This is a genomic window from Frankia sp. CgJB1, assembly GCF_977947065.1.
In genome coordinates this window covers 1-10,979 of sequence record NZ_CDWTNB010000135.1, presented here as the reverse complement: position 1 = coordinate 10,979, position 10,979 = coordinate 1, and the positions used below count along the sequence as shown (strand labels likewise).

Genomic DNA, 10,979 nt, shown 5'->3' with positions numbered 1-10,979 from the left:
GACGATCCCAAAGCGCCAAGCCTTTCCGCGTAACGGGCCGTTGCGCTGTGCAGGCAGGTCGTCCTGTTGTGCTCGATGTGGAGGATGACGAACGCGGCGGCGACTATCCGTCCGATGCCCCCAGGGAAAGAGGCGGACATTCCGGAGTACTGTGAAAGTTGTTGTGAGCAGGGAGTCACCCTGTTCACCGACGGCCCGCTCGCCATTGCGGGTCCCCGCCCATTGCGTGTCCCCGCGGCCGCGGCACGGCCGTGGAACACTCCGTGAACCGTCCGGCGTATAGCGTCGAAGGCGCCGGACCCGATGAGTCCAGGCAGATCGGCCGGGTTCCGCCGGCCGCGGCCCGCGCACAGCCTGCGCACGGCCGGCGCAGGGAAGGATCGCGATCGCGATGTTCTCGTTCGGGATAGTGCCGGCCCTGGCGGGGCTCATGGCGACGGCGATCGCCGCCGGGCTGTGGTGGTCGGCGGGCTGGTGGGGGGCCGCCGCCGTGTCCGGCGCCCTGCTCGCCCTGGCCGTCCACGACGTCACGCAACGCCGGCACGCAATCCTGCGGAACTACCCGGTGTTCGGCCACCTCCGCTTCATACTGGAGTCCATCCGGCCGGAGATCCAGCAGTACTTCATCGAACGCAACTACGACGGCCGCCCGTTCGACCGCGACATCCGGACGAGCATCTACGAACGAGCGAAGGGCATCCACAGCGACCAGGCGTTCGGCACCGAGCGCGATGTCAACGCGGTCGGCTACGAGTACCTGCTGCATTCGACGGTGCCACTGGCGGTTGCGCCGGGCACCCCGTCGCCCCGGGTGCGCATCGGCGGCCCGGACTGCACCCGGCCGTATGACATGGCGCTGCTCAACATCTCGGCGATGAGCTTCGGAGCGTTGTCGGGCAACGCCGTGCTCGCGATGAACCGCGGCGCGGCGGCGGGCGGTTTCGCTCACGACACCGGGGAGGGCGGTCTCACCGAGCATCATCTGCGCTACCACGCCGACCTCGTCTGGGAGATCGGCAGCGGCTACTTCGGTGCCCGCACGGCGGACGGCGACTTCGACCCGGCGCTGTTCAAGGACAAGGCAGCTCTTCCCTCGGTCCGGATGATCGAGCTGAAGCTGAGCCAGGGCGCCAAGCCCGGCCTCGGCGGCATCCTGCCCGCGGCGAAGGTCAGCGCCGAAATCGCGCGGGCCCGCGGTGTCCCGGCTGGGGTGACCTGTGTCAGCCCGCCGGGACACCGGGTCTTCTCAACTCCGCGGGAACTGGTGCTGTTCATCGCCCGGATGCGGGAGCTCGCGGGCGGCAAGCCCACGGGATTCAAACTGTGTATGGGGTCCCGGCGGGAACTGCTCGCGATCTGCCGGGCGATACTGGCGGAGGGGATCACCCCCGACTTCATCGTCGTCGACGGAGGTGAGGGCGGCACCGGCGCCGCGCCGCTGGAGTACGAGGACCACGTCGGCACTCCGCTCACCGAGGGCCTGATGACGGTGCACAACGCACTCGTTGGCGTCGGCCTGCGGGACCGGGTCCGGATCGGGGTGAGCGGCAAGATCGCCACCGGGGTGGACATCGTCAAACGGCTCGCCCAGGGCGCCAACTATACCAATGCGGCCCGCGCGATGATGATGGCGGTCGGCTGCATCCAGGCGCAACGCTGTCACACCAACACCTGCCCGGTCGGGGTGGCCACCCAGGATCCGCGCCGCGCCCGCGCGGTGGACGTCGCTGACAAGGGCGAGCGGGTACGCCGCTACCAACAGGCCACGGTGGCCCAGGCGGTGCAGGTGATCGCTTCGCTGGGCTGCGCCGGTCCCGAACAGCTGCACCCGGGGATGCTGATGCGCCGGGTCACCCACACCGACACCCGCAGCTACGCCGAGCTGTACGAGTGGCTCGAACCCGGGGAACTGCTCGCCGAGCCGCCGGCGGACTGGGCGGCGGACTGGGCCGCGGCCGACCCGGACCGCTTTCGCCCCTGATCCAGGGGTACCACGACGCTCTTCGGGAAAAGCTCGTGCGGGAAATGGCCGCGCGCTTCTCATACAGACAGGAAGGGCCGGAGGATGCCAGCAATCACGCCATGTCTATGGTTCGATACTCAGGGCGAGGAGGCAGCCACATTCTACACGTCGATCTTCCCGAACTCGCGGATCGTCGACATCACCCGCTACGGCCCGGCCGGGCCCCGTCCCGAGGGTACGGTCATGACCGTCCGGTTTGAACTGGATGGTCAAGAGTACGTCGCGCTGAACGGCGGACCCGAGGTCACCTTCTCGGAGGGGATCTCGCTGCAGGTCGGCTGCGGTTCCCAGGCCGAGATCGACGAGTACTGGGACCGGCTGACCGACGGTGGCGAGGCAGGACCCTGTGGGTGGATCAAGGACCGGTACGGGCTGTCCTGGCAGATCGTGCCCACGGCCCTGCCCGAGCTCCTTGACGATCCCGACCCGGGCCGGTCCCAGCGGGCGATGCAGGCGATGCTGAAGATGTCGAAGCTCGACATCGAGGAGCTGCGCCGGGCCGCCGACGAGGCGTGAGACCCGGCGACGGACGGAACGGGCGCCGCGCTCAGGGCACGCTGGTAGGACGACGCCGGGCAGCCAGGGCCACGGCGATGCCGCAGGTCAAGCCGAGGAGCAGGACGATCGGCCCCTGCCGGACGAACCAGGGAGCAACCTGCGGATGATCGATGAACAACAGCTCGCAGTGCGGCAGGGCCAGGAACGAGCCGACCACGGTGACCGCCCCGAGCACCCGTCGCGGCGCCTGCCCGGTCAGGCCGAGGAGCACGGCGCCCCAGGTGAGATACCAGGGGTAGAGAACGGGTCCGAGCAGGGCCAGGCTGAGTAGTGCCAGCCCGGCGGTGGCATGCGGTTCACGGTCGCGGACGGTCACCAGCAGCCAGACGAAGATCCCGGCGGCGACGGCCACACCCGCGGCCCGGGTGGGTCCCACCAGATCCTCGAAGCGCATCGCCGATCCGGCCATCCTCGCCAGGACGGACAGAAAATCGGCGAGGCAGGTGGTCGGGGCGTAGAGGGTCAGTCCGGCGGCCGGTGTCCACGCGGCGCGCAGCCATCCGAAGCCGTCGGGTACCAGACTCGACAGCACCACGACGACGCTCGCCACGACGGCGAGGTCCCGCCCAGCGACGGCACCGACGCGACGGAGCTGGGCCGCACGCCGACCCGATCCGACCGAGGCCGCGGTAGCGGCACTCACTGCCCTGACCGACCGCCAGACCAGCACCACCACGACGACCAAGGCCGCGGGCCACTTCACCAGCGCGGCCGCGGTGATGAGGACGAGACCGAGTACCGGCCTGCCGCGGTACACCGCCGTCAGACCGCCGACGAGCAGCGCCAGCAGGATGGCCTCGAGATGGATCGCGCCGACGAGCTGCAGCAGCACGATCGGACTACCCGCGCAGAACGCCAGCGCCCAGGGCCGGCGCGCCACGGAGGACACCCGCACCACGCACACCGCCATCACGACGACGCTCGCCCCCGCGACGACCCGGTGCAGCACGACCGCGCGCAGGACGTCACCGCCCGCAAGCGCATTCACCAGCCGGAAGTAGCCGAGGGCGACCGGCCCGTAGGGCGACAGTGCTGATCTCCAGATCGGATCGACGGCCAGCAGGACGGGGCGGGCGCCGAGCGCGGTGGGCCCGGTGGCGTAGGGGTCGAGCCCGGCGGCGAGCATCGTCCCCTGCGCGGTGTAGCAGTAGACGTCGAGGCTAAGGATCGGCGGGCCGAGCAGCACCGGAACGGCCCAGCAGCCGATGATGAGGCCTATCCGCGGGACCGACAGGTCGCCCTGGTGCGCGCGCTGGCACAACCGGAACCATGCGCCGACGAGCAGCGCCACCCCAATGATCATAAAAGCGGGTAGCGGAGAGGGGCGGTCGAGCGGCACCGGGTCGAGCAGCCCGAACCAGCGTGACGGGGTCACGACTCCGGGCTGCAGGGCCAGTCGCCCCGCTACCAGCACCACCAGCACCGATCCGGCGGTCCCACATCCCGCGAGCAGGACGGCGCCTCCGTCGAGGCGTCCGCCAACGCCCCCACCGATGCACGACGAACGGCGTCGACCAGGATCGCCCGGTCGGGCGGTTCCGTGCGGCGCGGTGTCCTCTATCTTGTCCATTCCGGTACAAAGCCTGACGTTTCTACCTCGCCAACAGGCGGCGCGCCCGGGACCACCCGGTGAACAATACCTGTCCTGTAAGGATGTCGGAGCCCACGGGCACCGGCCCGGCCCGCGGTGTCCTGCCTCGGCCCGCGGTGTCCTGCCTCGGCCCGCGGTGTCCTGCCTCAGCCCGCGGTGTCCTGCCTCAGCGCCGACGGCCACCGGCGGATGGCGCCGGGATGAACGGCTGATGGTGGCTGCCGGGCTCCCAGCTGGCGGACCGCCTCGGGGTGCTATGCCGAACGCATGCGGCAAGCGAGAACCATGCGCCCGGCAACCGGTACCGCCTGCCCCGACGGGGAGACGGCAGGCCCGGGACCGGTGCCGGTCGCCTCGGCGCGACCGACGGCGCCCGTCGTGACCACGGGCGTCGCCGCCGCGCTGGTGGTGCTCACGGTGATGATCGCACCGCAGCCGCAGACCGACTTCGCTGTCTACCGGCTGGGTGGGCAGGCCGTCTGGGACGGGCCCGCCCTTTACCAGGTGCGTACGGCGGCCGGCCTGCCCTTCACCTACCCGCCGATCGCGGCGGTGCTGTTCACGCCGTTCGCCGCCATCCCACTGGGGCTGGCCGAGGTCGTCTGGGCCGCGCTGACCGTCGCGGCACTCATCCTGCTGCTGTCCAGGCTGCGGGCCTGGCTCATCCCGCCGACCGGCACCGCGCGGGCCGCCGGGGCCAGGCGGGCACTGGGCTCGCGCTGGGCGCCGCCGCTGCTGCTGGTGGCGGCGCTCGCGACGGAACCGGTTCGCAGCACCATCATCTTCGGGCAGGTCAACATCCTGCTGATGCTGGCGGTCTGGCTCGATGCCGGGCCCGGGCGACGGTCCACACCGTTCACCCGATTGCCACCGGGTGCTCTCACAGGTCTCGCCGCGGCGGTGAAACTGACTCCGTTGATCTTCGTGGCCTACCTGTGGCTGGCCGGCCGGCGCCGGGTGGCGATCGGAGCGGTGGGGACGTTTCTCGCGGCCCATGCCGTGGCATTCGCGCTGGCACCCGCGGCGTCCCGCGCCTACTGGGGCGGGGTGTTCGCGGATCCGGGCCGGATCGGCTCGGTCACGTACGCCGGCAACCAGTCGCTGTACGGCGCGATGACCCGGATCTGGGGAGACGGCGCGTCGGTAGTCCAGATCCACCGGCTGATGGTGGCCGCCGTCGCCGTCACCGGGCTGGCGCTCGCGGTGCGGCTGCACCGGCGCGGGGAGCCCGTCGCGGGCCTGCTCGCCTGCGCGGTCACCGGACTGCTGGTCTCGCCGATCTCGTGGAGTCACCACTGGGTGTGGGCGGTGCCGACGCTGCTCTGGCTCGCCACCAACGGCACCAACGGCACCAACGGCCGAGCCTCACACCGGTACGTCGGAGCGGCGCTCGCCGGCTACGTGTTGTTCGTGGCCTCCCCCGTCTGGTGGATCACGCCCCACGATCAGAACTGGCCGCACCACCGCGACCCGACCATCCTCCTCACGAACGCTTACGTGATCGCCGGTGTCGTGCTCCTGGTCACCTTGGCGCGCGTCGCCGGCCGCCGGGACCTGTACCGCCGATCATGGGGAATGCGACATCCGGACCTGGTGCGCCGGGGCGTCAGGGCCTAGGGGGGCTAGGGGGGACTAGGGGCTAGATGAGCCCGGGAGGTGTGGCAGGTCGGGCCGGGGTGGATCGGGCAGGGTGAGCTCGGTCGGGCCGAACCGGTCGGTGAGAAAGCGGCTGTGCGCGAGCAACTGGGCCGTGTCGCCGCGGGCGGCCGCCTCGGTGACCTCACGCATCCCACCGGCGAGCAGGGCCAGCGTCGCCAGCAGGACATCGCGGGGGGTGCGGCCGTCGGGCAGCCGGTGGGTCTCGGCGTAGGCCCGCGGCAGCCCCAGATAGGTCTCCACCGCGATGGGCAGGTAATCGGCGACCGTCCGCTCGACGGCGAACGTCTCCGGCGAGCCGGGACGCAGCAGGTGCGGGGTGTCCAGAACCTGCCGCAGCGCCCCGATGACCTCCTCGGCGGCCGCGGCGAGTGCCCGGCCGTCCGGTGCTCGGTCGATCAGAGTCCGGTACTGGGCCTCGACCGCCGTCCGCAGATCACCCACGTCGATCCCACCGCCCGCGACCGCGGCGCGGCGCGGCGGTGCGACCAAAGCGCCGATCGCGTAGAGCGCCGCGACGACCGGCGGCCAGAACGGCCAGTCCACCAGGCCCGCGGCACTCGCGCCGGCGCCGGCGAGCGCGCACGTGCAGCCGGCGATGTTCTTGGCCGAACCGAACCAGGTGAGGATCCACTGTCCCCGGCCGGGGATCGGCGGCGGCGGGGGTGGTGCCGGGCGCGGGAGCCGCCCGCGGTGGACGCGGCGCCGGCGGTTCACTGGTAGCCACGGATGTCCTTGAACGCGTCCGCCAGCGACGAGGTACGGGCGTCGAACACCGCGCCGCCGGTGTCGGCGGAGATGTCCCGCAGCGCCGCCGGGTCGGCTTCCCCGAAGGCGATCGTGAAGGTAGGCACGGCACGCGCGGCCGCCGGCAGCCGCTGATAGGAGGAGCGGAAGTCGGCGGCCGAGATACCGGAGTTGTTCTCCCCGTCGGTCATCAGGACGATCGACGTGAGGTAGCCGGGGTCGGCCTCGGCGGCCGCGCCGGCGGCCCGGTAGCCGGCCTCCAGCGCCGAGTAGATCGCGGTGTTGCCCTGGAGTTGCAGGCCGTCCACGAACGTGTTGACGCCCGCCAGATCCGCGGAGCCCGGCCGCGGGTCGTTCACGGCGAAGTCCATGGGGTCGTGGGCCCGGCCGGCGAAGGTGATCATTGTGATCTTCTCGCGACCCCGGAACCGGGCGAACCTGCCGGGCAACGTGTCGTCCGCACCGGTGAGCCCGCGCAGCGCCGCCTGGAGCGCCGCTATCCGCGGTCCGGCCATCGACCCGGACAGGTCGAGCAGGAAGATGGCGTGGCTGGGCCGCCGGAACCGGTCGAGGTAGGCGGACAGCAGCTGGTCGGCGACCTGCCGGCTCGCTGGGAAGGGCAGCTCGGTGAGCGTCCGCGTCGGGAACCGGGCGTCCAGCGCCACTCCGGGCAGGGCCGGCCGGCGGCTCGTGGTGATCTGCAGCCGGCGCTGCGTCTGCGGCAGGCGCAGCCAGCTGACGACCCGGTCGTAGAGATCACGCTTATCCGGCCGCAGCAGCAGGAGAGGATAGTCGGAGGTGACGATCCCGTCCCTGGGATAGATCAGCTCCAATGGTTCGCGCAGCCGGTGCCCGGCGTTCAGGGCCAGCAGCACCGACTCATAGTTGATCATGCTGCCGAGAGTGTCCTGGGAGCGGGCGTAGGCGTCGGTCAGGAAACCGGAACTGCCCGCGGTCAGTGCCTGGCCAGAGAAGAACGAGGTCAGCTGGGCAGGCCTGATGTCCTGCGGGCGCAGCGTGTCCGAGGTGCCGGCGAGTGCCGCCGCCACCCCGACCAGGGCGGAGAAACCCGAGTTCGACGCCGCGGGATTCGTCATGGCGTAGGAGAGCTGGCCGGCCGCCACCTTCGCGGCGATGTCGGCCCAGGTCACGTTCGGGTTGCCGGTCCAGCCGAACTGCCGGGCCAGGCTGCGCCGGACCCCGAACACCACCGGCGACAGCATGATCGACGATCGCGCGGCCACGGGCGTCGCGCCGGTCGGCAGCAGTCGCAGGTACCGGTCGGAGGCGAACCAGGCGGCGTCGGCCTGGGCGGTGCCCCTGGTAATCGCGTCGGCGCCGTCCAGGGTGCCGGTGTAGGTCAGCCGCAGGGTGACGCCGGTCGCCCGGGTGAGATCGGAGAGCAGCGGCTGGATGTCCTGGAGTTCGGAGCCGGCGAGGACGGTGAGTTCGCCCGCGGATTCGCCGGTGCCGGACCCGTCCGCCGGTCCTGAGCCTCCGCCCGAGCAGGCGGCCGCGAACAGCACCGTCAGGAGACACACGAGCAGGGCTGCGCGCGGCCGTCGGTTCACCGGCCGCCGCCCGGCAGCGTCAGCTCGCCACCTCCGTCGGGGTACGAGCCGAGTTCGCCGCCCGCGGCCGCGGCCGACCGGTCCAGGTAGGCGGTGGCCCTGCCGATCTCGGTGGACAGCGCGTCCACTGTCGTTCGCATGGTGTCCAGCGCGGCGGCGCGGTAGTCGTCGATGGCGTCGATGGTGGCGTAGATGTTCGCGAAGGCCTGCTGGAGGGCCCGCAGCGAGACGGTCGCCGAGGACGCCTGCCGGTGCACGTCGACGCTCTGCCGGCGCAACAGCTCCGATGTGCCGGAAATAATCTTCTCGGTGGTGCTGTTCAGGGCCGAGATCTGGTCGAGGACCAGTTTCTGGTCGGCCAGCGCCTGGGCGACGATCACCGCGGTGCGCAGCGCCGACACGGTCGTGGTGCTCGCCCGGTCCACATCCTTGATGAGTTCGAGGTTGTTGCGCCGGAGCAGGTCCAACGCAAGGTAGCCCTGTGCGCCGACGGCAAGCTGGGTGAGCAGGTCCTGGTGCTTCTGGCGGACGTAGAACAGCACATCTTGGCGAAGCTCCTCAGCCCGGTCCGGGTCGGTGCCCGCGAGCGCCGCGATCCCCGTCTCGAGCTCACCGTCGAGTCTGCCGGCGAGGTAGGCGTACTCCCGCAGCCGGTCGATCGTCGCCCACAGGTTCTGCTTCTCCTGCTCGATGGCGGCGTTGTCCCGGCGCAGCTCCTCCTGACCGTGCTGCAGGGAGCGCAGAATCCCGTCCAGGTGGGCCTGCGACGACCGGTAGGAGGCGAAGTAGTCCCGCAGCCGGTTGCCGAAGGGGAGCACGCCGAGCAGCTTTCTGGGGGCGTCGAGATTCTGCCGGGAGGGGTCGAGATCCGCCACGACCCGGCGCGGCTCGACCAGGGACTTCGACACCGCCGAGGTCTGGTCGAAGGGCCCGGAGTTCATCGCCCGGGTGGGCTTGTCGAGCAACCGGTTGGACACCGACGCCGATTCCCGGATCTCCTTCTCCCCCAGCCGGTGCACGGCGGCGACCTTCGACGTGAACGCCGGCGAGTGGGCATCGATGGACAGCAGCGTGCGCGCGAACGTGCCAGCCTGCTCGTCCAGCCGGGCCGCGGCGCCCGGATCGATCGGAACGGCCGGTTCGGCCCGGTCAAGGGGCACCGGTGCCACCGGCTCGGGCGGGGTCAGCACCAGGTCGCCGCCAGGTGCCGTATTGCCAGGTGCCGTATCGCCGGGTGCCGTATTACGGTCGGCGGCCGGCGGTTGCGTGGTCAACCGGGTCTCCCCTGCGCCTGGTTCACAATCTTGTCAATCATGCGTTCCTCGATGGCGGCGGTGGGCGGTTCCACCACGTCAACCAGCGACGGCGGCGGCGCGAGACCCCGTTCGGTGGCCAGGCGGCGGCCGTACGCGGCATCCGCGGTACGAAACCCGTGCTGAGCCGCGAGACGCTGCAGCTGCGGGTCGGTGGCGAGTAGCCCCGCCCGGCGGCCTCGCCATCGGCGGTCAGCGGTACCACCGTGTGCTTCGCGTAGATCGTTGGCTCCGGGTACATGAGGACCATGTCGGGGCTGATGGAACCGTCCTTCGCGAGCTGACGGGCGACAAACTGCGCCTCGTAGATCATGGCCATCGGCGTCTTCCCCATCCCAATGGTGAGGAAGTCGTCGAAGGGTTCCTGGGTGGACTGCTCGACATAGCCCTGCTTGACGAACAGCGGTGCGCAGCGGGCGGCCACCTGATCCGCCGCGGCGCTGTCGGCGACGACGTTGCCGCCGTTCTCGACATAGCTGGCGATTGCCAGGTACAGCGCCGCGGAGTTCGACGTCCGCACATCCGTCGAACTGATGAGCACGGACTTGCCGGTCTCGAAAGCGGTGTTCCCCGGCAGGTCCGACCAGCGGGTGTTCCTACCGACCAGATCGAGGTAGCCGCGCATGTTCAGGACGTGGTGGCCGCCGTCCATCCGCACGACCCCGGCGTTCTGCAGCAGTGACGCGATCGGCTGGAAGGTGACGATCGCCATCGGGCTGAAGAAGGGGACGTAGGACTTCGTCACCTTCCTGGCGGCCCTGATCCGGTCGGCCTGCGGCGCGTCGGCCGGAAAGGCCAGGTCATAGGGGGTCAGGTCGCGGCTGGTGGCGATCTCCCTGGACCCCGCGGTATCGACCTGCAGCCGGTAGCCGAGCTCCGCGAGCCGGACGCCCACCGCGGGGTCCGCGAAGAAGTCCCGCTTCTCCGAACCGGCCAGGACCCGGACGGTCCGCACGTTGCCATCGGGCGGACCACTGCCGGCGTCGCCCCCCCCAGCCGGGGGACCACGATCAGGGCCACCACCGCGATCACGAGCAGACCGGCCAGCAGGAGCCCGACGGTCCTGCCCCGCTGCGCCGAACGCACCAGCCCTCCGCCCGAATCCCCCGATTGGCCCCGTCTGCCCCCATGATGGTAGATCCCGGCGACACTCCGGTAAACGGCGACGTCACATTTCGGTCGCACGGTGTGCACCGCTCGGCCATCAATTAGTCCCGGTCCGCGTGGGATCTGCGAAGACCCAACCATCCGCAGACGGTGGCCACGCTCCCCGGCGACACGTTCTCGACGTTCAACCCACGCGACCGTTCCCTGGTGACGGTGGATGGCCGCGGCGCCCGTCTGTGGGAGACGAGAGGGGACGAGATCACCCACGCGCTGTGCGGCTCCGTCACGACCACCATCACCGAGGATCAGTGGCGGAGATACGCCCCCGATCTCGCGTACCGGCCTCTGTGCCGGTAACCGCGCACCGGCTGCGCAGCCGGGCGGCGTCGATGCTCGCCCCAATGCCACTTCCG

Annotated in this window: 9 protein-coding genes; 4 read left to right on the top strand and 5 right to left on the bottom strand. The window is 70.8% G+C overall.

Going from position 1 to position 10,979, the window contains the following annotated elements; translation table 11 throughout:
• Positions 1–391: 391 nt before the first annotated feature.
• The gene (locus AC08OT_RS14925) at positions 392–1,981 is read left to right on the top strand and encodes an FMN-binding glutamate synthase family protein (RefSeq protein WP_476594405.1); all 1,590 of its coding nucleotides are present in this window, start codon (positions 392–394) and stop codon (positions 1,979–1,981) included.
• A gap of 84 nt (positions 1,982–2,065) precedes the next feature.
• On the top strand, positions 2,066–2,539 hold the full coding sequence (locus tag AC08OT_RS14920; RefSeq protein ID WP_476594404.1) for a VOC family protein: 474 nt from the start codon (positions 2,066–2,068) through the stop codon (positions 2,537–2,539).
• 31 nt (positions 2,540–2,570) lie between these two features.
• On the opposite strand, the gene mptB is transcribed toward AC08OT_RS14920, so the two are convergent.
• Positions 2,571–4,151, bottom strand: coding sequence for a polyprenol phosphomannose-dependent alpha 1,6 mannosyltransferase MptB (mptB, locus tag AC08OT_RS14915; protein WP_476594403.1), 1,581 nt, complete (start codon positions 4,149–4,151; stop codon positions 2,571–2,573).
• A 306-nt stretch (positions 4,152–4,457) separates the two neighbouring features.
• On the opposite strand from mptB, the gene AC08OT_RS14910 reads away from it, so the two are divergent.
• Positions 4,458–5,789 (top strand): glycosyltransferase 87 family protein, encoded by a 1,332-nt coding sequence (locus AC08OT_RS14910; RefSeq protein WP_476602933.1) that lies wholly within the window; start codon positions 4,458–4,460, stop codon positions 5,787–5,789.
• A 15-nt stretch (positions 5,790–5,804) separates the two neighbouring features.
• Here AC08OT_RS14910 and AC08OT_RS14905 read toward each other — a convergent pair whose 3' ends face one another.
• Genes AC08OT_RS14905 through AC08OT_RS14890 form a run of 4 tightly spaced genes read right to left on the bottom strand, consistent with a single transcriptional unit; the run spans position 5,805 to position 10,414 of the window.
• Positions 5,805–6,545 (bottom strand): hypothetical protein, encoded by a 741-nt coding sequence (locus AC08OT_RS14905; RefSeq protein WP_476594498.1) that lies wholly within the window; start codon positions 6,543–6,545, stop codon positions 5,805–5,807.
• The gene (locus AC08OT_RS14900; protein WP_476594499.1) at positions 6,542–8,116 is read right to left on the bottom strand and encodes a vWA domain-containing protein; all 1,575 of its coding nucleotides are present in this window, start codon (positions 8,114–8,116) and stop codon (positions 6,542–6,544) included. Before AC08OT_RS14900 ends, AC08OT_RS14905 begins: the two co-directional genes overlap by 4 nt.
• 26 nt (positions 8,117–8,142) lie before the next feature.
• Positions 8,143–9,420 carry a toxic anion resistance protein gene (locus AC08OT_RS14895; protein WP_476594500.1) on the bottom strand — a complete coding sequence of 426 codons (1,278 nt, stop codon included), beginning with the start codon at positions 9,418–9,420 and terminating at the stop codon, positions 8,143–8,145.
• Between the two features lie 37 nt (positions 9,421–9,457).
• Positions 9,458–10,414: a hypothetical protein gene (locus tag AC08OT_RS14890; RefSeq protein ID WP_476594501.1), complete on the bottom strand. Its 957-nt coding sequence runs from the start codon at positions 10,412–10,414 to the stop codon at positions 9,458–9,460.
• A 302-nt stretch (positions 10,415–10,716) separates the two neighbouring features.
• On the opposite strand from AC08OT_RS14890, the gene AC08OT_RS14885 reads away from it, so the two are divergent.
• Complete coding sequence (locus AC08OT_RS14885) at positions 10,717–10,923, top strand: hypothetical protein (protein WP_462188068.1); 207 nt, start codon at positions 10,717–10,719, stop codon at positions 10,921–10,923.
• Positions 10,924–10,979 lie beyond the last annotated feature (56 nt).

Bases quoted from the DNA above. Each gene is read 5' to 3' on its own strand.
- AC08OT_RS14920 (WP_476594404.1), top strand. From the start codon at position 2,066: ATGCCAGCAATCACGCCATGTCTATGGTTCGATACTCAGGGCGAGGAG.
- AC08OT_RS14910 (WP_476602933.1), top strand. From the start codon at position 4,458: ATGCGCCCGGCAACCGGTACCGCCTGCCCCGACGGGGAGACGGCAGGC.
- AC08OT_RS14925 (WP_476594405.1), top strand. From the start codon at position 392: ATGTTCTCGTTCGGGATAGTGCCGGCCCTGGCGGGGCTCATGGCGACG.
- mptB (WP_476594403.1), bottom strand. From the start codon at position 4,151: ATGGACAAGATAGAGGACACCGCGCCGCACGGAACCGCCCGACCGGGC.